This is a genomic window from Rhodococcus sp. 1163 (assembly GCF_002091985.1).
Taxonomy (GTDB): Bacteria; Actinomycetota; Actinomycetes; order Mycobacteriales; family Mycobacteriaceae; genus Rhodococcoides.
In genome coordinates this window covers 133,253-159,409 of record NZ_MKKX01000033.1, presented here as the reverse complement: position 1 = coordinate 159,409, position 26,157 = coordinate 133,253, and the positions used below count along the sequence as shown (strand labels likewise).

Genomic DNA, 26,157 nt, shown 5'->3' with positions numbered 1-26,157 from the left:
TACGCTGCCGCAGACGACAATAACGGGATGCAACCACAACGCGGTCTTGAACGGCTCGTCAACCTGAGCGACGCGGTGGTCGCTATTGCTGCAACACTGCTCGTCCTACCCCTGGTGGAGATCGCCGGCCCTGACTCCGGCAGTTCGACATGGGAGGCCATCACCAGCCACCACGTCGACCTCTTCGCATTCGTTCTCAGTTTCACGGTGATCTTCGTGCTGTGGATGACGCACCATCGAGTATTCCGCGACGTCACCGGCTACACGACGAACCTTGCCCGGGCTAACTTTTTCTGGCTGCTCTCCATAGTCTTTCTTCCCTTCCCGACCAAATTAATCGCCGAGAAGAACGGATTCGATGACGGGGCGACGGCCACTTACGTGGGCACCATCGCCCTGTCGATGATGGCAATATTTGCGCTTCAGGTCGTCATTGCACACACCCCCGGCATCACCCGGCTTGTACCCGAGCACGGTCGGCGCACGGCGACAATCGGAGTGGTGCTCGTCCTCATCGCGTTCGGGCTTGCTTTCACCCCGGTCGGTCTGTGGTCGTTAACCGTGCTCGCACTGACAGCGTCGATCGACCGGTTCTTCGACAGCCGGGCCGCGAAGGTAGAGGTGAAGAAGTGACTCCAGCACTCGGCCTGCCGTCTCTATTCCATATGGGTGTTCCACGCCGCCGGGTTCACCGGGTGCGGAGGTGGGGCGCCGTTGGCCATCGCCGCCGCATTCTCGGCACAGAGCCGCGCCATCTCCGATCGCACCGACACCGTGGCACTTCCGACATGCGGTAGGAGCACTACATTGGGCAATCCGGCAAGACCGGGTGCCAGCTTCGGTTCGTTTTCGTACACGTCGAGTCCCGCGCCACCGATGACGCCTTCGCGCAGAGCAGTAACCAGTGCAACCTCGTCGACCACGGGTCCGCGAGCAGTGTTGATCAGGATCGACGAGTTCTTCATCGCCCGCAGCGTCGACGCATCGACGAGGTGATGGGTGCCGGCGGTGAGCGGAACATGGAGCGACAGAAAGTCACTCGTCGTCACCAGCTCGTCCCACACTACGTGCTGGACGCGGCCGGCGAACTCCCCGAGCTCGTCGTCGGTCACCTCGCGGTCGGACGGCGGGCGTGGACAGAACTGGACCGTCATGCCGAATCCGAGGGCCCGACGGGCGGTCGCGCGGGCGATGCGGCCGAAACCGGCGAGACCGAGCACCCGCCCGGACACGTCGGTGCCGAGCATCAGCTCGGGCTCCCATCCGGTGAATGCACCGGATCGAACGAAGTTGTCTGCCTCGATCACACGCCTGGCCGTCGACAGCATCAGAAGTAGCGCAATGTCCGCTGTCGAATCCGTCAGCACCCCAGGGGTATTGGCGACAGTGATTCCCTGCGCCGTTGCCGCTGCAATATCGATGTTGTCGTACCCGACCGCGTAATTGGAGATGCCGGTGATGTCCGCCGAGGCGAGTAGTTCGCGGTCGAACCGATCATGCAACTGCGACACCACGACGCTGTACTCCCCCGAGGCGCAGCGTTCGGCCAGCCCGTCGTGGTCGACGGTGAGCAGTTCCACCTCGCCCGCCGCGGCGAGAATGTCCATCCCTGGCGCGGGAATCGGCGCGGTGACCAAGATTTTTCTCATATGACCCACTCGAACGCGGGAGCATGACCGAGCTGCCGCGACCGTGCACCCTGAACTGTCTTGGAACGCACCGGTTCTCCCAGATCGATCAACAGCTGTTCCGATATCTCCACCATGGCTTCCAGGGTAGCGGGAGTCAGCCAGTCCGGTCTGGTCGCAAACAGTATGTCTTCGCTCGAGGTGTTACCGCTGGCACCGGGAGCGAACGGGCAACCGCCCAGCCCTCCGAGAGAGCCGTCGACAAGCGTGGCTCCCGCGGAGATGGCCGCGAGCGTGTTCGCGACCCCGAGACCCCACGTGTCGTGTCCGTGAAAGACGATGCGCCGCTGCGGGGTCTCTGCAACGACACGCGAAATCAGCGAACCTACCTGCGCGGGCACTGCCTGACCCAGGGTGTCGCAGATGACGATGTCCGTTGCGCCGTCGGTTCGCTCGTCGCGGGCGATATCGAGCACTCGATCCTCCGATACCGGCCCGTCGAACGGACAGGTGAAGGAAGTGGCGATGCACAGTTCGATCTGCCCACCGACCGATCGCGCGATGTCGATCGCGTCCGGCATGGCCGCCAGTGAGACCTCGGTGCTGCGTCCGATGTTCGCTTCGTTGTGCGCGTCCGATGCCGAGAAACAGTATTGAAAGTTGCGGGCTCCTGCTGCCGCAGCCTTCTCGACGTGGCGCGGCGTAGCGACCCACACCCAGCAGGAGGCAAGTTCCTCGGCGGTGAGCTCGGCGACCACCTCGAGCGTGTTGGCCATGGGTGGCACTTTGTCGCCCCGCGCCAACGATCCGATCTCGAGCTCGGGCACCCCGAGAGCGAGAAGCTGCCGGATCACCTCCAGCTTCCGGTCGGTGGAGACCATCTTGCCGGTGAGCTGGAGTCCGTCTCGCATCGTGACATCGCGCAGCTGCGCAGAAGGAGCGAACTGATACATCAGAGTCCCATCTCTTCTTCGGTCCTACCGAGAAGGGTCGAGAGCACTTCTCTGGTGTGCTCGCCGAGGTCCGGACCGACCGAGCGGATAGGAATCGATGTGTCACCGATCACGGGGACGATGCCGACGAATCCCACCTCGGCCGGTTCGGCTTCACCGGTGTCCACCTCGAAGTTCTGAATCATGTTGCGCGCCTTGTACTGCTCGTCGGCGACGACGTCTGCTGCCGTGTAGATCGGGCCGGACGGCACACCCGCTTCGTCGAGAATCCTCAATGCGTCCTCGCGCGAATGCAGGCCCGTCCATGCCGAGATAGCGGCGTCCAACTCCTCGCGCCTGCTCCAACGGCCGGCATTCGAGGACAGCTCCGGGTCGGCGCCGAGGTCGGGGCGGTCGATCGTCGCCATGTAGCGCGCAAAGATCGCATCTCCGTTGCCCGCGATGATAATCGAATGACCGTCGTTGCAGGGGTACGCGTTCGACGGCGCGATGCCTTCCATCCGGCCACCGACTCGCCCACGTTCGACGCCGTAGGCGAGATAGTCGGGGATGAGCGATTCCATCATGGACAGAATCGACTCGTTGAGTGCGACGTCGATGGACCGCTCCGACAACGACAATGCCGACTTCGCATTCTGTCGCTGAAACAGCGCCATGACGCACCCGAACGCCGCGTACAGCCCGGCGATGGAGTCACCGATGGACACTCCGACGCGGACCGGCGGCCGATCGGCGTCGCCCACAAGGTTCCGGAATCCGCCGTAGGCCTCGGCAACTGCCGCAAAACCTGGACGATCGGACATCGGACCGGTCTGCCCGAACGCCGAAATGCGGGTGATGATCAACTCGGGATTCTTCTCACTGAGCACTTCTGGCGAGAGCCCCCACTTCTCGAGCGTGCCCGGCCGAAAGTTCTCCAACACGATGTCGCATTTCTCCGCCAAGTCGATGACGTCCCGACGCCCCTGCTCGGTGCGGAGATCGAGCACTATCGACTTCTTGTTCCGGTTGATCGTCCGATAGAGCATCGAGGTGGTTCCGGAGTAGAGCCGCCAGTTGCGTAACTCGTCGCCTGTCCCAGGGCGCTCGACTTTGATGACCTCGGCCCCGAAGTCGGCCAGCATCCTGGCCGCGGTGGGCGCCGCAATGTAGTTTCCGAGCTCGAGGACGCGAACACCACTGAGCGGCAACATGTTCTCCCTTTCGTACCCCGAAGTGGAAGCATCACACTTGATTGTCAAGTTGCGATAGTGTCACCGGCGAACTGCCTGATCCGCCGACGAATGAGGTATAGCACATGAAAAGACTTGCAGCCGTTGCGCTCACTGCGGCCGTCATAGGCCTTGGGGCGCCCGCAATTGCGAGTGCGGGTACCGGCAGCTCGGATACCGGCAGCTCAGAGGTAGCGACCGCAGCAACGGGGGTGTTGTCGTTCATCGCAGCGGTATGGGCGAACTGTGGATTGCTTGGGTTCACGACGCTATGTGGAGCCCCGGGCGAAGATGCATACATCGGCTAGGGTCGAAATCTGAGGGCTTCGAACCCCTTCACGGGACCGACGCTGCGGGGCTCGGGCCCAGCTCGCAACTCATCGCTGCGGCTGGGCTCGTTTGACCTGCGACGACGCCTTTGCCGCATCCAGTTCCACCGGGGAGTGCAGGGTCACCGGACCCACGCGCAGGACGCCGTCGTTCAGCGGTTCGGTCCGCAGGCCGCCGCGGCCGATCAAGGCCTTTCGGGCGCCGGCGATCACCATCGAATCCATCCATGAACAGGGATGCGCGGGCCTACCTCCGCGGAATCGCACTGCGCCTTCGCCCGAGTCGAGTTCGAATTCGATGGCGCGCAGTCGATCGAGTTCGACGCCGCGTATCACCACATTGCGCCTGGCCACGGACGGGTCGGGCATGTCCGTGCCCAGCGCGTGACCTGCCGCCTCCCACGCTTCCGCGGCAAGAAACGTCACTGCGGCCTCGGTGTGCGCTTTCACCCCGAAGAAGCGATCTCCGCGGATGCCCTTGTTCGCGACGATCTCGACACGGTCGACCAACTCGGTGGACACGTCCGCCGCCGGGCCGTCCTTGGAACGACCGAAGTACGCGTGGGCCGGAGATACGAGAAGTTGCACGATCTCGGCGCGGTAGTGGAAAACCATTCCCCCATTCTCCACTCCTACCCCTGGGTAACGTTACATTTGTACACTCGGTGTATGTCAGCGAATACCAGAGTGGCCACGGTGGACGGCGTCATCCAGGGCAAGACGCTGGGGGACCTTCTCACCTGGCGCGGCATACCGTACGCGGAGCCGCCCGTGGGACCGCTGCGCCTGCGTGCGCCGCAACCGACCGTGGCGTGGGAGGGCGTTCGAGACGCAACCGACTGGGGCAACGCGTCCGTGCAGAGCAAGTTCTACACCAGGCTCTCCATCAACAAGTACCAGCCGGTGAGCGAGGATTGCCTCAACCTCAATGTGCTCGCCCCCGCTGCAGCGAGCGCGAAGCCGCGGCCGGTCATGGTGTTCATTCACGGCGGTGCCTATACCCTCGGCAGCTCAGCAACGCCGTTGTACGTCGGCGGCTCGTTGGTACGGCGTTCGCTACGCGAGAGCGACGGCATCGTCTATGTGTCGATCAACTACCGTCTCGGGTCTCTCGGCTACTTGGACATGACCCAGTTCTCGACGCCTGAGCGGCAGTTCGATTCGAACCTCGGCTTGCGCGATCAAGTGGCTGCGCTCGAATGGGTTCAGCGCAACATCAGCCGGTTCGGCGGCGACCCCGACAACGTGACGATCTTCGGCGAATCAGCGGGCGCCAACGCCGTCACCACACTTCTCGCGACACCTGCGGCCAAAGGATTGTTCAGGCAGGCCATTTCGGAGAGTTCGGTGCCAGGTCTCGTCGCGACGCACGAGCGCGCAACGCAGTGGGCGAAGGACTTCCTCGGTTTTCTCGGTGGCGACGCCGCACATGCCGCGCAGACACTGGACTCGGCCGATGTCACAGAGTTCGGCCGTGCCGGAAACAGGCTCGCCAAGTCAGTTCTCGAACGAACTCCAGGCCTGCACCCGTTCGGCCCGGTGGTCGACGGGGATTTCCTGCCGCGCAATCCGCTCGAAGCCTATGCCGACGGCTCCGCACATCGAGTGCCGCTGATCATCGGTACGAACAGCCGCGAGGCGACACTGTTTCCCAAGATTCTCGATGCACTGCCGACCAACCCCGAACGCATCGACAAGCTGTTCGCCCTTACCGATCCGACGGCGAAAGCTGCAGTCACCGAGGGCTACCCCGGGTATCCCGACGCCGACGCCGCAATCGACCTGGGCGGGGATTTCACCTTCTGGAAGCCTTCGTTGGAGGTTGCCGAAGCGCATTCGAAGTACGCATCGACCTACAGCTACCGCTTCGACTACGCGCCGAGAGTCATGCGGTGGCTCGGGCTCGACGCGACGCACGGATTCGAGATGTCCGCGGTGTTCGGGCTCAACGACACGATGGTCGGAAAGATGATGACGATTCCGGGAGGCCGCTCGGCTTGGGCGGCGGTCACCGAGCAAGTGCAGTCTCAGTGGCTGCACTTCGCAACTACCGGCGCACCGCTCGACTCATGGCCCGAGTACGCCGCGGCCACCCGCGAGACGATGATCTTCGACCTCCGCACGCGCGTACAGCGCGATCCTCGACGTGACCGTCGGCTCGCATGGGAGGGCTACCGCGGATATGCCAGCGGAATGACCGAGCCGTTCAGCGCCGCTACTTGAGAAGCCGCGACATCCGGCGGTCGGCAAGAATCTTGCCGCCGGTCTGACAGGTTGCGCAGTACTGGAACGATCGCTCGGCATAAGAAACCTCGCGGACCGGGTCGCCGCACACCGGACACGGCAAACCGGTTCGGGCATGCACAGCCATCCCGGACCGCTTCTCGCCCTTCAGTCGTGCGGCGTCCTGCCCTTCGGAGCGAGCCACGGCGTCGGCGAGCACCTCGCGCATCGACCGGTACAACACGGACACTGCTTCGGCGTCGAGTTTGCCGGCCGAGGCGAACGGAGACAGTTTCGCCACGTGCAGGATCTCGTCGGAATATGCGTTTCCGATCCCGGCGATGAGCGACTGATCCACCAGGGCAGTCTTCAGCCGCGCGGTGGTGCCGCCGAGAATCTCGGCGAACTCGGGTTCGGTCACGGCCATCGCGTCGGGACCGAGGCGGGCGATGCCCGGAACTTCGCGCGGATCGTGAACGACCCACACTGCCATCCGCTTCTTGGTGCCTGCCTCGGTCAAGTCGATCGCCGGCGTCAGGCCTTCGGGAGTGAAGAAGTGGATTCGAAGCGCAAGCGGACCTTTGCCTGGCTTCGGCGGCGCGTCGCTCGGCTTGTCGGTCCAGCGCAGCCAGCCAGCACGGGAGAGGTGGGTGATCAACCACAGGTCGCCTGCCTGCAATCCGAGGTGTTTGCCGAACCTGGCGGCATCGGTGACATCACGCCCCTGCAGATCGGTGACGGGCGGATCGAATGTCTTGAGGACGCTCAGCGCGGCGATGTCGATCCGGCCGATGACGGCCCCTACCGCGTGTGCGCGCAGGAATCCGGCGAGCGCTTCCACCTCGGGCAGCTCAGGCATCGATCCAGTATGCGCCTACACTGTTCACCGTGAAGGTTCCAACGCCGTACGAGGACCTGCTCCGCCACGTTCTCGATTCCGGCACTGCCAAATCGGACCGTACCGGAACGGGTACCACGAGCATCTTCGGGCACCAGATGCGTTTCGATCTCAGCGAGGGCTTTCCGCTGATCACCACCAAGCGCGTGCACCTGAAGTCGATCGTCTACGAATTGCTGTGGTTTCTGCGCGGCGAGTCCAACGTCGAATGGTTGCACGAGCACGGCGTCAGCATCTGGGACGAGTGGGCGGCCCCGGACGGTGAACTCGGGCCCGTCTACGGCGTGCAGTGGCGATCATGGCCGACGCCGTCGGGTGAGCACATCGACCAGATCTCCCAGGTGCTCGATACCCTCCGCACCAACCCGGATTCACGACGCATGATCGTCTCGGCGTGGAACGTCGGTGAGATTCCGCAGATGGCGCTGCCGCCGTGCCACGCGTTCTTCCAGTTCTACGTTGCAGACGGCAAACTGTCGTGCCAGCTGTATCAACGCAGCGCCGATCTGTTTCTGGGCGTTCCGTTCAACATCGCGAGCTATGCGTTGTTGACGCACATGGTGGCGGCGCAGGTCGGCCTCGAGGTCGGTGACTTCGTATGGACGGGCGGAGACTGCCACATCTACGACAATCACCGTGATCAGGTCGCCGAGCAGCTGACCCGTGAGCCGTACCCCTACCCGAAGCTGATACTCGCACAACGTGATTCAATCTTCGACTACACCTTCGAAGATGTCGAGGTCGTCGGGTACGAGCACCACCCTGCCATCAAGGCGCCGGTGGCAGTCTGATGCCCTCTCGTCATATCGGCATGATCTGGGCGCAGACCACGGGCGGAACCATCGGCGACGGCGGGTCCATCCCCTGGCGAGTACCGGAGGATCTTGCGCATTTCAAACAGATCACCGCTGATCACGCGGTGATCATGGGGCGAAAGACTTGGGATTCGCTTCCGCCGAAGTTCCGTCCGCTGCCTGGGCGTCGGAACGTCGTGGTCACGCGCAACCCGGACTGGCAGGCGCGAGGCGCTCAGGTCGTCTCCAGCGTCGAGGCTGCACTGAGTCTCACCGACGGCGATACCGCCTGGATCATCGGCGGCGGTGAGATATACCGAGCGGCAATGCCGTTGGCGACGGAGTTGCAGGTCACCGAAATCGACCTCGATATCGACGGCGACACCTCGGCGCCGGAGGTCACCGGTGAGTGGTCGGCACTTACCGGACAATGGCTGATCAGCCGAAACGAAGGCATCCGATATCGCCACGTTCAGTACGGCAAGGCTTACCAAAGTACTTGATCTGCACAGCCATTCGAGCAGACCACTCTGACCGAAGCTGCTCGTGGGTCATACTGAGCGCATGGACAAGAAGTCACTCACCGCCCTTGCCCGACAACAGTTGAAACTCGCCGTCGGCACGTCCAGTGGCAGAAGTTCACAGACCGTCTACGGCGGACATCAGCGCCATCTCCGTCAGACAGTGGTAGCCCTCGTGGCAGGTACCAAGCTCGGTGAGCACGACCTGTCCGGAGAATCGACCGTGATCGTCCTCAGCGGTCAACTCAAGCTTGTGAGCGGCGAGAAGTCCTGGAAAGGCTCCGCCGGCGATCTCCTGGTCGTTCCGGACGCGAGACACAGCGTCGAGGCCGTCGAAGACGTCGCGTTTCTCCTGACCGTCTCGATCTAGGAGCCGCGAACCACCATCACCGGGCAGTCGGCAGTCTGAATCAACGCATAGCTGGTGGATCCGAGCAACATGCCGGTGAATCCGCCTCGTCCACGACTGCCGACCACGATCAGCGCAGCCTGCTCGGACAACTGACTGAGCACGCGTACCGGACGATCCTGTGCGACGACGCGCCGCACCTCGACGTCTGGGTACTTCTCCTGCCAGCCTGCAAGGCTTTCCGCGAGCACGGCTTGTTCGGAGGCGGAGATGACTTCCCAGTCCTGCGGTACACCTGCGCCATGCGCGAGACTGACATCGGACCAGACGTGCACCGCGATCAACGCCGAACCACGTTGCGCTGCTTCGTCGAACGCGGCAGCGATCGCGACCTGATTGATTGCCGAGCCGTCGACTCCAACCACTACCGGCCCCTGAGCCGGCGGCAGACCATCCATGGACCGCCCACGGACTACCACCACCGGGCAGGCGCAATGCGCGCTGAGCGCAACCGCCACCGATCCGAGTACCCCTGAATCCGACTCGCCGAGCCCGCGCGCACCGAGGACGACGAGGTCGCTCCTGGACGACTCGTCGAGCAGAACGTCGACTGTGTTGCCCTCGCGCGCTTCGACGACGATGTCGAGTGGGGCACCTTCGACCGACTCACGGGCAAGGATTCGGGCGGCATCGAGTCGCGAGCCGGCCACTGCCTGCGCTGTTTCGCCAGGGTCTCGCGACGTAGGTGAAAGTTGCGGCGCGACGGCGGTGACGATGCGCAACACCGCGTTCCTGACGACGGCCGAATGGGCGGCCCAGATCGCCGCACGGTCCGCCGATTCCGATCCGTCGATGCCCACGACAATGGTTCGGGGTCTATTCACGTGCGAACCTCCGGTAAGGATCAGATGTCGGCCCAGGATAGACGACATGTGTTCCTGACGGGGGGCAACAAAAAGGTGCCTCTCTCCAGTTTCATCATCGAAACCGGAGAGAGGCTACTTTTCCCACAGACCCCCCGGGGAGCTATTTCCTCGTGCGTCGCCCCTACGACGCACGGAGCTTTTGGGCCTCGATCACTTCCGCCTGGTTCTCCAAGTCGTCGAGGAAGTCCGAGAGAATCGCCGTGCTTCCCGCGCCCCGGCCGAGATCGACACGGTCGAAAATTCGCCAGTGCCTCAGGATCGGCAACAACACTTCGTCGAGATGACGTCGCAGATCGTAGATCCCGTTGCGTGAGACAAGCATCGCGCTGCGTTCGAAGCCTGGCATACCGGTACCCGGCATCCGAAAGTTGAGGATGACCTCGGTGATGGCCTTCGCCATCTGGGCAGGTGCGATATCGAGCGCGGCAGACGCTGCGTCGCGAAGAAAATTCAAGTGCAGTTGCTGATCCGCGACGATGCGGCCCAGAAGTTTCGTAGCGACCTGATCGTTGCACTCGGCCGCGGTGTTGCGATGACTGACCATGGTGGCCATGACGTCGACCGTGGCGTGAACGATCGATCGCAGCAGGTGCTGCCCTTCCATCGCGGACTCGATCCCCACGGTCATGCACTGAAAACGCGCTCGGTCCAATGCAACCGGATCTACGCTTTGCGTCGCCACCAGGTATCGATGGATCGCCTCGGCGTGACGCTTCTTCTCACTGTTCCACTCGTATATCCACCTGGACCACGTGTTGCGGGCGGTACTCGTCCCATACACTTCACGGTGATCGAGCGCAGTACTACTGTGTGTCAGCAGCGTGGTGACCAGCGCTGCCTTGGCCGTTTCGGTCAGGGTGGATCGGCGCTGACGCCAATACCTATCGGGATCGACATACTCCGCTGGGTCCCATGTGGTCGCTGCAGCCAAGTGCCTGTGCAGATTCGCTCCGATCACGGGTTCCAGCTCTCGAAGCAATACCAGTTGACTCACCGCTCCGCTGACCATCCACACCCCCCGATCGCACCCTCGCACGTGTCTTCAAGCCGACGCAACGGCCGTCCGTCAACGTTAAGCGGCCGACCACCGTGTTGTGAACCAGATACCGATTGTTTAGGTCATGTCGCAAGCCCCGGGACACGAAGCTGAGAGCCTTCACAAATTCTTTCTTTCAAACCCTGGATAACGCGTTCATAACATCCTATGATCAAGTCCGTTAGTGAGCCGAAAACAAACCTGAAGTATGCAAAAAGTGGTTATATGCAATAGGTCGAGTTAAAAAATGCAATTTTGCACTATAAAACGTGTGAGAAACTTTGTTCCCTCCAGAGCTGAAGTTCCTACCCGAAGGGCTGATCTGTGACCGTTCACAACACGAAGAGTCTCGGAATAATGGTCGCAGGCGAGCTCGCGTCCGCTCCGCTTCGCGATTTCCGTGCCGTGGCGCGCCAACTCGTCGGCCACTTCGCCGCCAACACTCCCTGCGGTTCACTGCCCGGCGAGCAGCTGCACGGCGACGTCACCGAATTCACCGTCAAATGCATCAGCATCGCGGTCCAGATGCTCGACGAACGTCGACCTCCCAACGAGAGCGATCTTGCCCAACTTCGAGCCAAGGCAAGCCAGTGGGCGCGCGAGGGAGTTCCACTCGAATCAGTGCTCACCGTCTACCACGAGGGAATTCAGATCGGTTGGAATCTCGTATCCAAGCGTGCAGGCGAAGGTGACACCAGCAACCTGATCGAAGCGGCCAGGATGTTCGTACTGCTGTCCGAGAAAGTGTCCATTGCTGCGTCCAAGAGCTATGTCGAGGAACTCCAAGCAGTCGCCAGCGAACACCACACAGCTGCACACACTTTGGTCTCCTCACTACTCAGCGGCCACAACGCCGTCGCAATTGCGCGGCAGTCCGGCATAGAACTAGCCGAGAGTTACCTCGTACTCGCGATCTCCGTCCCCCCACACCCGGACGAGAACGACCCGGCGATCCAGAAGACAGTCGCGGCCCGTCGCAAGCTACGACGCGTGCAAGCTGAATTGGCAACGATATGCGGCCGCACTCCGCTGTCCATGCTGAGCACCGAGGGCGGCACCGTACTCATCCCCGGTGTCCACGACGAAGAATGGGTCGAAGCTCTGGTGCATCGCATCAGCACCGCCGCCGAAGTGCCCGTCACCGTGACAGCCGAGCAGGCCGCCATGTCCGACATCCCCACAGCCGCCGACCAGGTCCATGAACTTCTTGCGCTCGCGCACCAACTTCACCGACCTTCGGGGCTGTACCGAATGGACGATCTGGTTCTCGAATACCAGCTCACCCGGCCTGGTCCAGGCAGGCGTCACCTTCGCCAGATCCTGGAACCACTCGATTCCTCGCCGGAGTTGCTCGAGACACTCGAGATCCACATTTCGCACGACCTCAACCGACAGCGATCGGCGCGACAGCTACATCTGCACACCAACACGGTCGACTACCGGCTCAAGCGCATCGCTCAGCTCACCGGTTTCGATCCGACCCGGCCCTCGGGCATCCGCCACCTGCAAGCTGCGCTGGTTGCACGCCGACTCGAAGCATCTCAGGGTGCTGCTTAGAAAATCCCCGCCCAGGGTAGTAACAGTGAAGGAATAGTTGCCCCAGGGTTGTGGTTGAACACTTCGACAGCGTTCGATCCATGCCCCGGGTACCAACAACATTGCCGCTTCGAGCGGCCTCTTGCCGAGAGGCGCACTGGCGGACGCTGTCACTACAGAGAACCGCCCGCACATGTGTGGGCGGTTCTCCTTTTTGGAACGGGAGCCATCAACATGGCAGCACTGTCGCTTCGCCTCGACCGCGTCGTCAAGCAGTACTCGGCCGGAGATCAACCGGTACGAGCCCTCGACGGCGTAGATCTCACGATCGAGGGTGGGCAGTTCGTCTCCCTCGTCGCTCCCTCCGGCGCGGGGAAAAGCACCTTGTTACACATGCTCGGCGCCCTCGACGTACCCGACTCGGGATCGGTCATCTTCGACGGCGTCGACATCACCCGGTTGAGCGACAACGAGCAATCGGACTTTCGACGTCACGAAGTCGGCTTCGTGTTCCAGTTCTTCAATCTGCTCCCGACGATGTCGGCGTGGGAAAACGTCGCCGTCCCCAAACTTCTCGACGGAATGCCCATACGTAAGGCAAAAGCCGATGCCCTCCGCTTGCTCGACATGGTCGGCATGGCCGATCGAGCCGAGCACCGGCCCGCGCAACTGTCCGGGGGACAGATTCAACGTGTCGCCATAGCCCGAGCTCTGGTCATGAATCCGGCGCTGCTGATCGCCGACGAACCGACCGGCAACCTCGATTCCAAAACCTCGCAGACCGTTCTGAACATCCTCGCCGACATAGCCCACGACAGCGACAGCTCCCGAGCCGTCGTGATGGCTACACATGACCTCGAGGCCGCGCGCAACACCGACCGGGTCATCAGCATGCTCGACGGCCGGATCGACACCGACGTCCTCTCGGGTTCCCGACTGTGATCGAAACCGCTCTCAGCCGATTCCGAGTTTTCGGGCTTCGAGATCTGCGCACGCACTGGGTTCGATCGCTCGTCTCTGCGGCCGTCGTCGCCGTCGCTGCAGGCTTGCTCATCGCAGTGCTCGGAACATACGGTTCGCTCACCGGCTCGGTCGAACGGCTCACCGCGTCCATTGCCGGCAACGCGGACCTCGAAGTCATCGGCGTCACCGACAGCGGGTTCTCCCAGTCCGAACTCGATGTGGTTCGCGCAGTACCGGGTGTCGACGCGGCCGTTCCCATGCTCCGCAGCGACCTCGTGACCGGGATCGGAAAGGTCACCGTCATCGGCGTCGACTCCTCGATCACGGCACTGGACTCCGATCTGCAATCCGCCGTCTCCGGGTCGGTCACCCAATTCGCCAAACCTGGAGCCGTGCTCGTCGGACCCTCTACGGGATTGCAGGAAGGCGAGAGTTTCGAGGTCGGCGGGACACCGTTGACCGTCGCCGGTGTGGTCTCCGGCGCAGGATCACAGCGCATCGGTGGCGGAAAGTTCGTTCTCGCACCACTGAACTTGGCGCAGACCCTCACCGATCGCTCGGGAGAAATCGATTCCATCTTCGTGATCGATGGTTCGGATCACGGTGTCAAAGAAGCACTGACCGACGCCGTAGCAGGCCGCGTCGCGGTGATGGACCCCGACTTCCGAGCCGATCGAGCGGACGCCGCGATCAGCCTGACACGCAACGCAACGTTGATGGTCTCGCTGATCGCCTTCGTCGTCGCAGGATTCCTCGTGTTCAACGTCATGAACATGGCAATAGCCAAACGCCGACCCACCATCTCGGTATTGCGCTCACTCGGAGGCAGACGATCGACCATCGTCCGCGATCTCCTCGGTGAAGCAGCCCTCGTCGGACTGATCGGCGGGGCAATCGGCACTCCACTCGGAATTATCATGGGCCGCATCGCCATCAGCAGTCTTCCGCCATTTCTGGTGCAAGAAATCGACACTCGCATCGAATACGTGATGCCGGGCTACGCCATCCCCGTAGCGATCATCGCCTGCATCCTGGCCTGCGTCGGCGCCTCCGCGCTCGCCGCAGTTCAGGTGTACCGAATCTCGCCGGTGGAAGCACTCGCCGTCGGGGGCTCGGAGACGGACGCCGGCAGAAAAAGGTCCGTCACGGTCGGCGCTGCAGCACTCGGAGTGCTCGGCGTCGTCGGAGCCGTCGTGCTCGCGTCCACGGTCGAAGGCCAACTCACCCTCGCCGCCGGTGCACTGTTCCTGGTCGGCGTCGTCGCACTCTGCGTCAGCGGAACCGATCTCATCGTCGACGCCGTTGCCGGACTCCCCCGCCGCTGGGGTGGCGCGGGAAGACTCGCGACGGCCACCGTCGAACGAGCACCGCGACGAATCTGGGCGACGGTGATGACCATCGTCGTCGCCGTCGGAGTCAGCGTCGGAGTGTCGGGAGCCCTGGACAACTTGACCTCAGCAGCAACGGATTCACTGTCCTCCCTCGGCCGCACCGATATCTACGTTTCGCTCACCCCCAGCTCGGTGGTCCCCGCGGGCTCCACCTTGGATCCTGCAGTGGTGCAACGTGTCCGCGACACCCCAGGAGTACAGAACGTGGTCGAAGGACAATGGGCTTACGCCACACTCGACGACGAGTTCGTCTCCATCCAAGCCGTCGGCGAGGGCAGCAATGCGGTCACCCTGTCCGTCCTCGACCAGGACGTTCGCGCTGCAGTGTTACGCGGCGACGGCGTCGCGATCTCCCGCACACTCGGTGAAGCACAGGGCATTTCGGTGGGAAGCATCATCGAACTCCCCACCCCGACAGGCACCCGAGAAGTCGAAGTCCTCGCACTCGTCGACTACCTCAACGCCGCAGGGGGAACAATGGCCATCTCGCTGCAATCGATGCAGCAATGGTTCGACCGCCCCGGCGCGACCTACCTCGAGATAGCCGTCGACGGCGACGCCGCCACCGTGCTCGACGAACTCGACGCCACCCTGCCGCCGGAGGTGTACGCGTACTCGGGCGAGGAAGCGCTGGCAGGGGCCAGCGGGTCCATCGCACAGGCGGGGGCACTGGCCGTCGCGCTCCAATGGATCGTGGCACTCGTCGCCGCCGTCGCACTGCTGAACACACTGACCCTGTCCGTCCTCGAACGCCGCCGCGAACTCGGCGTCCTGCGCGCCATGGGCGGGCGCCGCGGCACACTCGCTCGGATGGTCGTAGCGGAGGCAGTCGCCGTCGGGATCGTCGGCGGCATCCTCGGCATCGGAATCGGCGCCGCACTGCAATACCTCAGCACCCTCATCCTCGGCGCCAGCACAGGAATCTTCATCCCCTACTCCATCGGGCCGACCGTGGTCGTCTACGGATTCGTCGCACTCGCCCTCTCACTCATCGGATCGGCTCCCCCAGCCCTCCACGCTGCACGTTCGACAATCGTCGACGCGATTGCCGCCGACTGACAAGGCGAGTTGTACACTCGCACGTGCACAACTCGCCTTCGTAGCTCAGGGGATAGAGCAACCCTCTCCTAAAGGGTAGGTCGCAGGTTCGAATCCTGCCGAGGGCACCAGATCGCTCCCTCTGCTCTGAGCAGAATTGCGCACACCCGTTCCGGACCAGCGCTAGGGTTCGGCCCATGGGTGAGGTCATCAGCATCGAATCGCGCCGGCCGCCGCGCACTCCTGACACAGCGAAGCCACTCGGCCGGGCGACTGCCATGGAACCGCTGTGGCGCGAGGTGGTGGGCCGTCGACTACGCGAACGCCGACAGTCCCGAGGCGACACATTGTCCGACACCGCGACGCGCGCCGGAATTTCACCGCAGTACCTTTCCGAAGTCGAACGTGGCTGCAAGGATCCGTCGAGCGAGATCCTCGCGGCCGTCGTCGGTGCGCTGGGGACGTCCATCGCCGAGATCGCCGGGCTCGCGCACCATGACCTCATCCGGGGTGGGGTCAGCATGCTCGCCGCTTAGCGGTTCTTCAGAACCTGGTCGACGATTCCGTAGTCGAGAGCTGCCGACGCGGTCAGCACCAAGTCTCGGTCGGTGTCGTGCCGGAGCGTCGCAACGTCTCGGCCGGTGTGCTCGGCAAGTATCGCTTCCATCTCCGAGCGCACACGCACCACCTCGTCGGCTGCCAAAATGAGGTCCGGGATGGTGCCGCGACCTTGCGCTGCCGGTTGATGCAAGACCACCCGACTGTGGGTCAATGCAGATCGACGTCCCGGTGCACCTGCTGCAAGCAGGACTGCCCCCGCCGCCACCGCCTGACCGACACATGTAGTTGCAACGGCAGATCCGATGAACTGCATGGTGTCGTACACCGCGAGCATGGCTGCGGTATCACCTCCCTCGCAGTTGATGTACATCGATATCTCCCGGTCGGGCGAGTCCGCTTCGAGATGCAACAACTGCGCAATCAGTGCATTCGCAACACCGGCATCGATGCCGGTTCCGAGGTACACGATCCGTTCGCTGAGTAGGTGCGAATAGACATCGACGACGCGTTCGCCGCGTGAATCTCGTGTTATGACATTGGGAATGGTGTAGGAGCTCATCACTGCACCCCCATCCCGACCGGCATACGACGAGCCGGCATCACCTGATCGAACGAGTCGACGATGGCGTCGACGAAGCCGTACTCACGTGCAGCTTCGGCGGTGAACCAGCGATCGTGCAGCGAGTCGTCGAAAATCTGTTCGCGCGACTGTCCGGTGTCCTCGGCGATCAGACCGAGCACCGTGTCACGGGTGTGCCGTAGGTCGTTTGCCTGCACCTCCACTTCGACTGCCGAACCGCCGATGCCTGCAGAGCCTTGGTGCATCAGAATCCGGGCGTGTGGTAAGGCGTAACGCTTTCCATGGGTACCTGAGGACAAAAGGAATTGTCCGGCGCTGCAGGCCAATCCGAGGGCAAGCGTCGATACTTCGCACGGAACGAGGCGCATCACATCACGAATGGCCAGCATCGCCGGAACCGATCCGCCCGGCGAGTGGATCCACAAAGCAATGTCGGCCGAGGCGTTCTCGGCGGCGAGGGTCAGCAGATGGGTCGTCAGGACGGTCCCGTTGTCGTCGTCGAGGGCACCGTCGAGGACGAGCACTCGATGACGCAACAGCTGTCGGCGGAGGTCGGAGGAGAACATTCGCGGTGTCGAGTCGGTCATGGCTCCACTATTGCCCACGAGAACCGTTGCGCACCAGCATCTCTGCCGAGAGCAGAGATATTCGACGCCTATCTGCTCACAGCAGCGAAAGGGTATGTCGTCGACTTCAGCGGGGGCTTGTGGATCTGGCTGATGTTCGATATCGTCGAACATACGTTCGAGATTGGGGGATCTCATGCAGGTATCAGAGGTACTGGAGTTCGTGGCGCGACTGAACGAGCTGAAATCCGTAGCGGACGCGGCTATCGGAATCGATCTGATCACCGCACTGGAGACCGCAACCTGCGCGTGCGCTGCCGCCCAGGCAGTGGCCACCGATGCCGTCGCCGTTTCGATCAGCGAGCAACGGAAGGCGCTCGGAAAACCCAAGGCGCAGTGGCGGGCAGGCCTCGCCTCGCAGATCGGGCTCGCGCGGCGAGTATCCCCGAGTAAAGGTGCCACCTTCCTCGGATTGGCGCGATCACTCGTGCACGAGATGCCGCATACCCTCGACCGCCTACGCGGCGGTGAGCTCAACGAGTATCGCGCCATTCTGATCGCCAGAGAGACAGCATGTTTGACGGTCGAGGACCGGCAGGTCATCGATAGACGGCTGTGTGCGGACGGGCGCGCCCTGAATGGACTCGGTGACGACGCCATCGCCGCGAAGGCCCGCGCGATGGCCGCTGAACTCGATCCTGCGTCGGTGGTGAAACGCTTCGAAAAGGCGTTCTCGGCGCGCCGCACCAGCACTCGGCCACAACCGGATTTCATGTGCCAATTCACCACAGTGACATCGATGGATCGTGCCGTCTGCATGTGGGCGACCCTCCGACGTGACGCCGACTCGATCGTCAACGCCGGCGGAGAGATACGAACCCGAGACCAGATCATGGCGGATCTGGCATACGAGCGCATCACCGGAACGGCATCAGCGGGCGCGGGTGCACCGGTATCGGTCAACCTCGTGATCGCCGACACGACTCTCCTCGCCGACAGCACCGCCCCCGCCCACCTGCAGGGATACGGAGAGATCCCCGCGGTCATCGCCCGCAAGTTGGTAGGCACTGCGTGTGCAGACACCACACGGGTCGAGCTCCGCAGGGTGTATGCCACCCCCTCGACCGGCGCGCTCACCGCGATGGAATCGAAAGCTCGAATCTTCCCGGCAGCGCTGGCCCGATTGATCGACCTGCGTGATCGAACGTGCCGAACACCGTGGTGCGACGCACCGATTCGTCACCACGACCACATTCGGTCCTACGCACGAGGAGGCGAGACCAGTGCGAGCAACGGCGCAGGCTTGTGCGCCGCATGCAATCACGCCAAGGAAGCAGACGGGTGGAGTGCCGAACCTCGAAAAGCATGGAAACCCGGCGTCATCCACATCTACGACATCACCACACCGACCGGGCACGAGTACAGCTCGACAGCGCCGCCGCTGCCCGTGGTCGTCAGCTACACCTCGTTCGTCGAGCAGGAGATGGCCATCGGCCTCTCCGCGGCATAGATGCCTGATGGGTCACTCCGGGAAGGAAACGACAGCCCCACCGGTTACACTGGTCATCGACGCGCGTAGCTGCACGTCAGACGTCGTGGAATGCTTCTACTTCCGCCCGGCCCCGGCCGCGTAGTCCATGTGCACCGCGCACAGGCTTTTCTTACGGCGATCGAAACTGCCCACCGGCAGTCTCGCCACCCCTTTGCACTTGTCGGGCGTACAGCCCGTGGTGCAACACCTTGCCCGAAAGGCGCATCACATCGTTATGACTACCTTTGCTTCACTCGGCGTTCCGAACGCGCTCGCCGAAGTTCTCTCCAGCCAGGGCAAGGTCGACGCCTTCCCTATCCAGGCGGACACACTCCCCGACACTCTCGTAGGACGCGACGTTCTCGGCCGCGGAAAGACGGGCAGTGGCAAGACACTCGCTTTCGCCATCCCCATGGTCGCGCGCCTCGCCGGACAGCTCCCAGGTAACCGCAAGCCCGGCCGCCCACGCGGGCTGATCCTTGCCCCCACTCGCGAGCTGGCAACCCAGATCGCCGCCGCAATCGAACCGTTGGCCGCGGCGTACAAGCTCAGCGTCACGACCATCTTCGGTGGCGTCTCGCAGAACCGTCAGGTATCCGCCCTCAAGGGTGGCGTCGATATCGTCGTCGCCTGCCCGGGTCGGCTCGAAGACCTGATGAAGCAGCGCCACGTCTCACTCGACTCCGTGCAGATCACCGTTCTCGACGAAGCCGACCACATGGCAGACCTCGGGTTCCTTCCGGTCGTCACTCGACTTCTCGCAGCTACCCCGCCGAAGGGTCAGCGTCTCCTGTTCTCGGCAACGCTCGACAACGGCGTCGACAAGCTCGTCAAGCGGTTCCTCACCGACCAGGTGACGCACTCCGTCGACGAGGTCACCTCGCACGTAGAAGCCATGACGCACAGCGTCTTCGAGGTCGACGGCGTCGAAGCCAAGAAGAAGCTCGTTCAGCAATTGGCCTCGGGCACCGGACGTCGCATCCTGTTCATGCGGACCAAGCATCAGGCCCGCAAGCTCGCCAAGCAGCTCACCGAAGCTGGAATCCCGTCGGTCGACTTGCACGGCAACCTGTCTCAGGGTGCACGTGACCGAAACCTACTCGCGTTCTCGTCGGGCTCGGCGCGCGTACTCGTCGCCACCGACGTTGCCGCTCGCGGTGTGCACGTCGATGACGTCCAGCTCGTCGTGCACGTGGATCCACCTGCCGAGCACAAGGCATACCTGCACCGTTCGGGCCGCACCGCTCGCGCGGGAAGCGCCGGAGATGTCGTGACGGTCGTTCTCCCAGAGCAGCGCAAGGACACAGCAATCCTCCTGCGCAAGGCCAACATCAAGGTGACCCCGGTCCGCGTCACGGCGGACTCGCCCCAGGTGTCCGAACTCGTCGGCGAGCAGGCTCGGTACGTCGAGCCCGTACCGGTCAAGGCTGTTCAGCAGCCGCGCCAGGGCAGCCCACGCGGCAACGGCAGCTCACGCAGCAGCAGCAACCCTCGCAGCGGCGGCGCTCCGCGTCGCAGCGGCGGTGGCGGTCAGGGCCAAGGCAGCCAAGGCGGCGCAGCACGCCAGCACGCAGCCGGCGGCGGCGGTGGCCGTAGTCGCCGTCCCGCAGGTCCTGCCGCGAGCCGTACTCGCTAGATCCAACGAAAACTGTGCGCGCGCGACCGATGGTTGCGCGCGCACAGTCGTTTCCGGACTTGGTTCTACAGCGTGCGGGCGTAGCAGATCGAGGTCAGGGCGTCGACGTACGGGCCGAATGGCTCGATCCTGGTGTAGCCCTCCCGTTCGTAAAATCTGACGGCGTCCGGTTGACCCGATCCGGTTTCCAACTTGAGAGTATGGATACCGTGGGCGCGCGCTGCTTCCTCGAGCTTGCGCAAAATTGCGACCGATGCACCGCGTCCACGTTCAGCGGGAATGACGTACATCCGCTTGATCTCCGCTTCCTCGCCCCCGAGCAACCGAAGTCCCCCGCACCCGATGCCTACCGACGAATCGTCGCGCGCGACGACGAACACCAGCATGTCCTCCCCGGACGGTGGCATCCCTGGTTCGTGGCTGCTGTTTCCGTAGCGAGCATCCAACTCCGCCCGCTGAGCGGCTCGCAACTGTGCCCCGGCCGGGGTATCCCAGCCTTCTTCTTCCACCGTGATCACTCGGGTACGCCTCTCTGGTTTCTGTTGGCGTGAGTGCAAGGACGGTGCTGGCACACTGGACCGGTGACCGAAAGCCGCACCGAACACCACACGTCGACTGCGTTGACGCCTGTCGAACTCGCGACGGCCGCCGTGATGAGCAGCTTTGCAGTCGCTCTCTCGGTGGTTGCGATGGTGGTTCCGCTGGCCACCGCGTTACAGATCGTAGCTGCTGTCCCGATGGCTGTCGTCGCGCAACGCCATCGCACTCGGGTGCTCGTCTCGGCAGCTGTGGCCGGAACCCTCGTCGCGTTCGTTGCCGCCGGGTGGTCGACGGCCGTCACCGTGGCCACGGCTGCTCTTCTCGGCGGGATGGTCGGACGGGCGAAACGTCTCGGTCATGGGCTGTTCCGAGTGCTCGTCACCTCAGCGATCGTCGGGCCCGCCATCGGTTTGGTGACGGTGGGCGTGTTGTTCCTGTTGGCGCCACTGCGTGAGCTGTTTCTGAAAACTATCGAGAACACCATCGAGGGCGTCGCCCGACTGATGTCGCGGACCGAAATCCTGATACCTGCCGCGGACACGTTGCGTTCGGGTGTCGTTGCCGTGCTGGACAACTGGTGGTGGTGGATACTCGGCACCGCGATATTCAGCATTGTCCTCGGTGTGTTCTTCACGTGGCTGATCCTCGGAGCAATTCTCGACCGCCTCTCGACAATCCCCGTCGCTGATCACCTACCTGCCGCGATCGACGGAGTAGTGGCACCGCTACCAGTTCGCTTGAACAACGTCGGGTTCAGTTACGACGGCTCCCGCACCGCCGCCTTGCAGGGCCTCGACCTCACCATCGATTTCGGGGAGTTCGTCGCCGTGGTCGGGCACAACGGGTCCGGAAAGTCGACGCTGACTCGAATCCTCGCGGGCCGCACACCCACCACCGGGACCGTGGACCGTCCCGGTGTCGCCGGTTTGGGGCTGGCAGGCGGAACGGCAGTGGTTCTGCAGCGGCCGGAGAGTCAGATCCTCGGCAGCCGCGTCGGCGACGACGTCGTGTGGGGTCTGCCCGCAGACGCCGAGACAGATATCGACGCGTTGCTGACCGAAGTGGGTCTGGGCGGAATGGGAGCACGCGACACCTCGACTCTGTCGGGCGGTGAAATGCAACGGTTGGCGGTCGCGGCTGCACTGGCGCGGCGCCCCGCACTACTGATCGCCGACGAAGCAACCACGATGGTCGACGCCGCAGGCCGAGCGAGTCTGGTGGCGCTGCTGGCCGATCTCCCCACTCGACACCGGATGTCCGTCGTACTCGTGACGCACCAAGAGCTGGAAACGGTTGCGGCCGATCGCGTCGTTCATCTTCAGGGCGGGGCGCAGGTGCAACACAGCGCCGAATGGATGCGTACGGCGTTGCTCGACCCGGCGACCACCCACTTTCGTGCCGGACCACCGATCATGACTCTTCGCGGAGTCGGGCACACCTACAACAGGCGCACACCGTGGTCGCAGTTGGCGCTCACCGGGATCGACCTGACAGTGCACGCTGGTGACGGGCTGCTTGTCCTGGGCGGCAATGGATCCGGAAAGTCCACGCTCGCATGGATTCTCGCGGGACTGACCAAGCCGTCGACCGGGACCGCGGATTTCGACGGTTCTCCGGTGTCGGACAACGTCGGTGTCGTAGGTCTGGCGTTTCAGCACTCACGGTTACAGCTTCAGCGCCGCACGGTCGCAGAGGATATCGCGGCTGCCGGGGGCCCGGAAGTGGGTTCCGTGCAGGTCTCTCGCGCAATGGACGCGGTCGGCTTGGATCGACTGCTCGCAGGTCGAGAGATCGATTCACTCAGCGGCGGACAGATGCGTCGGGTCGTCATCGCCGGGCTCGTGGTGAACAAGCCTCGGGTGCTCGTCCTCGACGAACCGCTCGCCGGACTCGATCCGCCGGGACGAACCGACATCATCGGTGTGCTCGGTCAACTACGACGTCAGGGAATCGCGATAATAGTCATTTCGCACGATATCGACGGTATCGACAGCGTGTGCGACCGAACGATCACCCTTTCCGGCGGGCGCATCACGTCCGAAACGACAACCCGCGGAGTCGCGTCGTGACAACTGTTGTACTGCGCCAAGTTCCGCGGCACTCGCCGATACACCGACTCTGGGCCGGCACGAAGCTGATGTCTGTGGTGCTCATCAGCCTCACGCTGCTGATCGCGCCGTCGTGGCCGGCACTGGGGATCGTCGTCGGCCTGCTGGTGGTCACCGCGATCATCGCGCGCGTGCCGCCGACCGCGATACCCCGCCCGCCGAAGTTGATCTGGGTTCTCTTCCTGATCGGCGCACTCATCAACGCGCCGTTGGGGTTCTCGGCTGTGCTGCTCTTTCTGCGGGCAATGGTGTTCGCATTCGTGCTGCTCGGGGCGTCGCTGATGATCGGCTGGACGACGTCGATGAGCGATATCGCACCCGCCGTCTCCATTCTCGGAACGCCGCTGAAGAAGCTGCGGTTGCCGGTCGACGAATGGGCCGCGACCGTCGCATTGTGCCTACGTTCGCTTCCGTTGTTGATCGAGGAAATGCGCGTCATGATCGCTGCCCGACGCCTGCGCCCCAAATCGGTCCTCAACAGCGTCGCGGACAATTCGATCGTCGACCTCATCACCGCAACGATGTCCATTGCCATCCGTCGGGCCACGGAAATGGGTGAAGCCATCACCGCCCGCGGCGGCGCTGGCCAGATAACCGCCTATCCCAGCCGACCGCACCTGCCCGACGTCCTTGCCTTCACCGTCGTCGTGCTCAGCTGCACCGCAGCCCTGGTAGTCACGTTCGCGTTCTGATTTCGGGTCTAACCCGTCATCGCGCCGATGGCTCCCGTGAAGTAGGGCACCAACCAGATAGCCCACACGATCAGGCTGAACTTGTGAAACTTCGCCTTCTCGGAGGGGCGATCTCGAAGTAGGACGATGACAGCCCACACCAGGTGAATTGCCATGAGCACGATAGCCAAGGCTCCGGTGACGACCATGAGGCGGTTGAAAGTGGACACGCCGGTATCCGTCGACTGATCGGCAATTCGGCTCATCAAAAAGGTGCCCGTTGCATCGCATATGAGGCCGAGAGTGAAAGCACCGGCGTGCCACCACTTCAGCGTCTTCTGGATCCGTTCCGACCAGACGCCGATCGAGTAGAAAACCAGAGCAAAGGTGATGACGATAATTGCGGTTGCCAACATCGACCGACACTACCTCGCCTCTGTGCCGCTGATCGATATATCGCTTTGTACGATCGGGGGTGGCCGGCCTTGTCCATTCCGATCGACTTACGGTGCGGTTATTCCCCGCCGATACGCTGGGTTCGGCTGTTGAGCGCTTGGACGAACACATCGGGGATGTCGCGCGGGTCCTCGGCGATGTAGCTCGTACCGCCTGTGGCCGCGGAAATCTTCTGCAGGGCAACAGGATCCGCGTCCGTCGTGATGCCGACCGTCACGATGACCACCGGCCGAACCGGATCCTGCTCACGCTGCAACGTGGCGATCAAGTCGTCGAGACTCGGACTACCTGGATCTTCGTTGGCACCATCGGTCAACAGGATGACACTGTTGACGAAGTTGGGGTCGTAGCCTTCCTTCACTCTCCGGAAGGCAGCAAGCGTGGTGTCGTACAGGCCAGTACCCCCACCGACCAGTGACGGTAGCGACCGAATGCCGGCGAGAATTGCTTCACGCTGGGGAAGTCCGTTGACGACATTGCTTTCAGGTCCGATGGGGACCAGTTCACGGTAGTCCTGACTGCCTCCGCCGAGTCCGATCGAGAACGCCCACAAACCCATCTCTGCTTGAGAGTTGAACAGTGCGTTACCGCCGAGGCTCGCCTCGACGGTCAATGCGATGCGGGTCGAGTCACCCGATTTGACCGCCATCGACCCGGATACGTCTTCCACTACGACTGTTCGCAGTGGCAGGGCCAGAACCGACCAGTCCCGGAGCGTCGATTCGATGGAGAGTGGATTCTTCAGTTCGAGGGCGGCAACCGATCCGACGCCTGTGCCATCAGTCAACGGAGTTCCACTGGCCTGTCGAAAACCTGATTCGAGCAGCGCGTTGGCTGTCGTCGAGTTTGCCAACAGCGAGGCCAGGGCGGCCCCGGCCTTCTTCGCGGCGTCGTAATCCGGTCCCATCGCTGCGGTCACGGCAAGCGGGTAGTCCAAAAAGTAGCTGCCGGTCGGCGGGACCGACGCGAGGAGAGGTGACTGCGGGTTGGCCTTGTTGTAGGCCACCACGCTCTGTTCGGTGGCGACACTGCTGCCTCCTTCGGCAGCGACCTGGGTTACCAGGTCGTTCGTATCGTGCGGGGTACCGGCGATCCGCCCGTAATCCTGGGCGATGGGAACCAGAGCTGCCGAGACTGCCTTCGGATCGGAGATCGCGACCTCTGATTCGGCCAACGCACCCAGTATCGAAGCAATCGAAACGCTGCTGTTGAGTGGATCTCCGATGCGCTGCTGTGGGGTCTGCAGAACCTGCAGCCAATTCTGTGCCGTGGGTGCTTCGCCTTGGCGTGTGACCAAGACCGGCAGCGTTTTGGCGACCGAGGACTTCGCAACTTCCGGTAGCGCCCCAGTCGAGCGAAGCGTCTTGAGCAACCAGAGCGTCGAATCGGGAATCCACAGGTCGGGACGGCTGCCATCGACACCGGCAAGTTCCGTTGCGGTATCGGTCGGCGCCTCGGCGCGAATCTCGAAATCGGTACAACCGCGGTCGAGCTCGCTGGACCGGCTCAACACCTCGGTCACCACCGGCTCGATGGTCGGGTCCACGGCCAGGGATACCTGGCCCGTGGAATCGCAACCTGCCACCGTCGCGCGTACGGCCTGGACTCCGAAGTACCCGCCCACGACGACCACGACCGCCACCACCACAACCGCAGCCCATTTTGCAGCCGGAGTGCTCCGAGTTCCTGTTCCGTGACGCCCAGACATTTCC

The 26,157-nt window shown here is 63.1% G+C and carries 26 protein-coding genes and 1 tRNA gene; 15 read left to right on the top strand and 12 right to left on the bottom strand.

Annotation, left to right across the window (positions count from 1 at the left end; translation table 11 throughout):
• Positions 1-27: 27 nt before the first annotated feature.
• Positions 28-633: a TMEM175 family protein gene (locus BJD99_RS14530; RefSeq protein ID WP_179142345.1), complete on the top strand. Its 606-nt coding sequence runs from the start codon at positions 28-30 to the stop codon at positions 631-633.
• Positions 634-656: 23 nt separating this feature from the next.
• On the opposite strand, the gene BJD99_RS14525 is transcribed toward BJD99_RS14530, so the two are convergent.
• The 3 genes from BJD99_RS14525 to BJD99_RS14515 are packed head-to-tail and all read right to left on the bottom strand — an operon-like array spanning position 657 to position 3,774.
• Positions 657-1,649 carry a D-glycerate dehydrogenase gene (locus BJD99_RS14525; RefSeq protein WP_084347748.1) on the bottom strand — a complete coding sequence of 331 codons (993 nt, stop codon included), beginning with the start codon at positions 1,647-1,649 and terminating at the stop codon, positions 657-659.
• Entirely contained in the window at positions 1,646-2,581 is a 936-nt protein-coding gene (locus BJD99_RS14520) for a hydroxymethylglutaryl-CoA lyase (RefSeq protein WP_084347746.1), read from the bottom strand. Before BJD99_RS14520 ends, BJD99_RS14525 begins: the two co-directional genes overlap by 4 nt.
• Positions 2,581-3,774 (bottom strand): CaiB/BaiF CoA-transferase family protein, encoded by a 1,194-nt coding sequence (locus BJD99_RS14515; protein ID WP_143542190.1) that lies wholly within the window; start codon positions 3,772-3,774, stop codon positions 2,581-2,583. Before BJD99_RS14515 ends, BJD99_RS14520 begins: the two co-directional genes overlap by 1 nt.
• A 104-nt stretch (positions 3,775-3,878) precedes the next feature.
• On the opposite strand from BJD99_RS14515, the gene BJD99_RS20800 reads away from it, so the two are divergent.
• A complete protein-coding gene (locus tag BJD99_RS20800; protein WP_143542173.1) occupies positions 3,879-4,100 on the top strand; it encodes a hypothetical protein in 222 nt (73 codons plus the stop codon).
• 69 nt (positions 4,101-4,169) lie between these two features.
• Here BJD99_RS20800 and BJD99_RS14510 read toward each other — a convergent pair whose 3' ends face one another.
• Complete coding sequence (locus tag BJD99_RS14510) at positions 4,170-4,736, bottom strand: molybdenum cofactor biosysynthesis protein (protein ID WP_084348066.1); 567 nt, start codon at positions 4,734-4,736, stop codon at positions 4,170-4,172.
• A 54-nt stretch (positions 4,737-4,790) separates the two neighbouring features.
• Here BJD99_RS14510 and BJD99_RS14505 point away from each other — a divergent pair, with 54 nt between their 5' ends.
• Complete coding sequence (locus BJD99_RS14505; RefSeq protein ID WP_084347742.1) at positions 4,791-6,344, top strand: carboxylesterase/lipase family protein; 1,554 nt, start codon at positions 4,791-4,793, stop codon at positions 6,342-6,344.
• On the opposite strand, the gene BJD99_RS14500 is transcribed toward BJD99_RS14505, so the two are convergent.
• On the bottom strand, positions 6,337-7,203 hold the full coding sequence (locus tag BJD99_RS14500) for an Fpg/Nei family DNA glycosylase (RefSeq protein ID WP_084348065.1): 867 nt from the start codon (positions 7,201-7,203) through the stop codon (positions 6,337-6,339). The genes BJD99_RS14505 and BJD99_RS14500 overlap by 8 nt on opposite strands.
• Before the next feature lie 29 nt (positions 7,204-7,232).
• Between BJD99_RS14500 and BJD99_RS14495 the strand changes: the two genes are divergently transcribed.
• The 3 genes from BJD99_RS14495 (at position 7,233) to BJD99_RS14485 (ending at position 8,927) form a co-directional block, all read left to right on the top strand.
• Positions 7,233-8,033, top strand: coding sequence for a thymidylate synthase (locus tag BJD99_RS14495; protein ID WP_179142344.1), 801 nt, complete (start codon positions 7,233-7,235; stop codon positions 8,031-8,033).
• Entirely contained in the window at positions 8,033-8,539 is a 507-nt protein-coding gene (locus BJD99_RS14490) for a dihydrofolate reductase (protein WP_084347740.1), read from the top strand. The genes BJD99_RS14495 and BJD99_RS14490 overlap by 1 nt, the downstream gene beginning before the upstream one ends.
• A 61-nt stretch (positions 8,540-8,600) precedes the next feature.
• Positions 8,601-8,927 carry a cupin domain-containing protein gene (locus tag BJD99_RS14485; RefSeq protein ID WP_084347738.1) on the top strand — a complete coding sequence of 109 codons (327 nt, stop codon included), beginning with the start codon at positions 8,601-8,603 and terminating at the stop codon, positions 8,925-8,927.
• On the opposite strand, the gene BJD99_RS14480 is transcribed toward BJD99_RS14485, so the two are convergent.
• Positions 8,924-9,790 (bottom strand): universal stress protein, encoded by an 867-nt coding sequence (locus BJD99_RS14480; RefSeq protein ID WP_143542172.1) that lies wholly within the window; start codon positions 9,788-9,790, stop codon positions 8,924-8,926. The genes BJD99_RS14485 and BJD99_RS14480 overlap by 4 nt on opposite strands.
• A 163-nt stretch (positions 9,791-9,953) precedes the next feature.
• Positions 9,954-10,826 (bottom strand): acyl-ACP desaturase, encoded by an 873-nt coding sequence (locus BJD99_RS14475; protein ID WP_256895754.1) that lies wholly within the window; start codon positions 10,824-10,826, stop codon positions 9,954-9,956.
• A 366-nt stretch (positions 10,827-11,192) separates the two neighbouring features.
• Here BJD99_RS14475 and BJD99_RS14470 point away from each other — a divergent pair, with 366 nt between their 5' ends.
• The 5 genes from BJD99_RS14470 (at position 11,193) to BJD99_RS21440 (ending at position 16,332) form a co-directional block, all read left to right on the top strand.
• Positions 11,193-12,425: a CdaR family transcriptional regulator gene (locus BJD99_RS14470; RefSeq protein WP_084347734.1), complete on the top strand. Its 1,233-nt coding sequence runs from the start codon at positions 11,193-11,195 to the stop codon at positions 12,423-12,425.
• Positions 12,426-12,647: 222 nt separating this feature from the next.
• Positions 12,648-13,346, top strand: a complete 699-nt coding sequence (locus BJD99_RS14465) for an ABC transporter ATP-binding protein (protein WP_084348062.1) — start codon at positions 12,648-12,650, stop codon at positions 13,344-13,346.
• Positions 13,343-15,817, top strand: a complete 2,475-nt coding sequence (locus tag BJD99_RS14460) for an ABC transporter permease (RefSeq protein ID WP_084347732.1) — start codon at positions 13,343-13,345, stop codon at positions 15,815-15,817. Before BJD99_RS14465 ends, BJD99_RS14460 begins: the two co-directional genes overlap by 4 nt.
• A gap of 34 nt (positions 15,818-15,851) precedes the next feature.
• A tRNA-Arg gene (locus BJD99_RS14455) sits at positions 15,852-15,927 on the top strand.
• A 66-nt stretch (positions 15,928-15,993) separates the two neighbouring features.
• Entirely contained in the window at positions 15,994-16,332 is a 339-nt protein-coding gene (locus tag BJD99_RS21440; protein ID WP_306294102.1) for a helix-turn-helix domain-containing protein, read from the top strand.
• Here BJD99_RS21440 and BJD99_RS14445 read toward each other — a convergent pair.
• Positions 16,329-16,916 carry a ClpP family protease gene (locus tag BJD99_RS14445; protein ID WP_084347730.1) on the bottom strand — a complete coding sequence of 196 codons (588 nt, stop codon included), beginning with the start codon at positions 16,914-16,916 and terminating at the stop codon, positions 16,329-16,331. The genes BJD99_RS21440 and BJD99_RS14445 overlap by 4 nt on opposite strands.
• Positions 16,916-17,524 carry a ClpP family protease gene (locus tag BJD99_RS14440; protein ID WP_084348060.1) on the bottom strand — a complete coding sequence of 203 codons (609 nt, stop codon included), beginning with the start codon at positions 17,522-17,524 and terminating at the stop codon, positions 16,916-16,918. Before BJD99_RS14440 ends, BJD99_RS14445 begins: the two co-directional genes overlap by 1 nt.
• A 175-nt stretch (positions 17,525-17,699) precedes the next feature.
• Here BJD99_RS14440 and BJD99_RS14435 point away from each other — a divergent pair, with 175 nt between their 5' ends.
• Together BJD99_RS14435 and BJD99_RS14430 are read left to right on the top strand one after the other, a co-directional pair.
• Positions 17,700-19,013 (top strand): HNH endonuclease, encoded by a 1,314-nt coding sequence (locus tag BJD99_RS14435; RefSeq protein WP_084347729.1) that lies wholly within the window; start codon positions 17,700-17,702, stop codon positions 19,011-19,013.
• A 256-nt stretch (positions 19,014-19,269) separates the two neighbouring features.
• On the top strand, positions 19,270-20,670 hold the full coding sequence (locus BJD99_RS14430) for a DEAD/DEAH box helicase (protein WP_143542171.1): 1,401 nt from the start codon (positions 19,270-19,272) through the stop codon (positions 20,668-20,670).
• Between the two features lie 65 nt (positions 20,671-20,735).
• Here BJD99_RS14430 and BJD99_RS14425 read toward each other — a convergent pair whose 3' ends face one another.
• Complete coding sequence (locus BJD99_RS14425) at positions 20,736-21,188, bottom strand: GNAT family N-acetyltransferase (protein WP_084348059.1); 453 nt, start codon at positions 21,186-21,188, stop codon at positions 20,736-20,738.
• A 63-nt stretch (positions 21,189-21,251) separates the two neighbouring features.
• Between BJD99_RS14425 and BJD99_RS14420 the strand changes: the two genes are divergently transcribed.
• Together BJD99_RS14420 and BJD99_RS14415 are read left to right on the top strand one after the other, a co-directional pair.
• The gene (locus BJD99_RS14420; protein ID WP_256895752.1) at positions 21,252-23,279 is read left to right on the top strand and encodes an ABC transporter ATP-binding protein; all 2,028 of its coding nucleotides are present in this window, start codon (positions 21,252-21,254) and stop codon (positions 23,277-23,279) included.
• A complete protein-coding gene (locus tag BJD99_RS14415; RefSeq protein ID WP_084347725.1) occupies positions 23,276-24,010 on the top strand; it encodes an energy-coupling factor transporter transmembrane protein EcfT in 735 nt (244 codons plus the stop codon). Before BJD99_RS14420 ends, BJD99_RS14415 begins: the two co-directional genes overlap by 4 nt.
• A gap of 8 nt (positions 24,011-24,018) precedes the next feature.
• Here BJD99_RS14415 and BJD99_RS14410 read toward each other — a convergent pair whose 3' ends face one another.
• Both BJD99_RS14410 and BJD99_RS14405 read right to left on the bottom strand, forming a co-directional pair.
• The gene (locus BJD99_RS14410; protein WP_084347723.1) at positions 24,019-24,405 is read right to left on the bottom strand and encodes an HsmA family protein; all 387 of its coding nucleotides are present in this window, start codon (positions 24,403-24,405) and stop codon (positions 24,019-24,021) included.
• 98 nt (positions 24,406-24,503) lie between these two features.
• On the bottom strand, positions 24,504-26,153 hold the full coding sequence (locus BJD99_RS14405; RefSeq protein WP_084347721.1) for a VWA domain-containing protein: 1,650 nt from the start codon (positions 26,151-26,153) through the stop codon (positions 24,504-24,506).
• Positions 26,154-26,157 lie beyond the last annotated feature (4 nt).

Excerpts from the sequence above, each read along its gene's own strand:
- BJD99_RS20800 (WP_143542173.1), top strand. The coding sequence starts at position 3,879 with ATGAAAAGACTTGCAGCCGTTGCGCTCACTGCGGCCGTCATAGGCCTT.
- BJD99_RS14490 (WP_084347740.1), top strand. The coding sequence starts at position 8,033 with ATGCCCTCTCGTCATATCGGCATGATCTGGGCGCAGACCACGGGCGGA.
- BJD99_RS14410 (WP_084347723.1), bottom strand. The coding sequence starts at position 24,405 with ATGTTGGCAACCGCAATTATCGTCATCACCTTTGCTCTGGTTTTCTAC.
- BJD99_RS14525 (WP_084347748.1), bottom strand. The coding sequence starts at position 1,649 with ATGAGAAAAATCTTGGTCACCGCGCCGATTCCCGCGCCAGGGATGGAC.
- BJD99_RS14500 (WP_084348065.1), bottom strand. The coding sequence starts at position 7,203 with ATGCCTGAGCTGCCCGAGGTGGAAGCGCTCGCCGGATTCCTGCGCGCA.
- BJD99_RS14505 (WP_084347742.1), top strand. The coding sequence starts at position 4,791 with ATGTCAGCGAATACCAGAGTGGCCACGGTGGACGGCGTCATCCAGGGC.
- BJD99_RS14440 (WP_084348060.1), bottom strand. The coding sequence starts at position 17,524 with ATGACCGACTCGACACCGCGAATGTTCTCCTCCGACCTCCGCCGACAG.
- BJD99_RS14405 (WP_084347721.1), bottom strand. The coding sequence starts at position 26,153 with ATGTCTGGGCGTCACGGAACAGGAACTCGGAGCACTCCGGCTGCAAAA.
- BJD99_RS14430 (WP_143542171.1), top strand. The coding sequence starts at position 19,270 with ATGACTACCTTTGCTTCACTCGGCGTTCCGAACGCGCTCGCCGAAGTT.
- BJD99_RS21440 (WP_306294102.1), top strand. The coding sequence starts at position 15,994 with ATGGGTGAGGTCATCAGCATCGAATCGCGCCGGCCGCCGCGCACTCCT.
- BJD99_RS14510 (WP_084348066.1), bottom strand. The coding sequence starts at position 4,736 with ATGGTTTTCCACTACCGCGCCGAGATCGTGCAACTTCTCGTATCTCCG.
- BJD99_RS14485 (WP_084347738.1), top strand. The coding sequence starts at position 8,601 with ATGGACAAGAAGTCACTCACCGCCCTTGCCCGACAACAGTTGAAACTC.
- BJD99_RS14435 (WP_084347729.1), top strand. The coding sequence starts at position 17,700 with ATGCAGGTATCAGAGGTACTGGAGTTCGTGGCGCGACTGAACGAGCTG.
- BJD99_RS14530 (WP_179142345.1), top strand. The coding sequence starts at position 28 with ATGCAACCACAACGCGGTCTTGAACGGCTCGTCAACCTGAGCGACGCG.
- BJD99_RS14520 (WP_084347746.1), bottom strand. The coding sequence starts at position 2,581 with ATGTATCAGTTCGCTCCTTCTGCGCAGCTGCGCGATGTCACGATGCGA.
- BJD99_RS14515 (WP_143542190.1), bottom strand. The coding sequence starts at position 3,774 with ATGTTGCCGCTCAGTGGTGTTCGCGTCCTCGAGCTCGGAAACTACATT.
- BJD99_RS14445 (WP_084347730.1), bottom strand. The coding sequence starts at position 16,916 with ATGAGCTCCTACACCATTCCCAATGTCATAACACGAGATTCACGCGGC.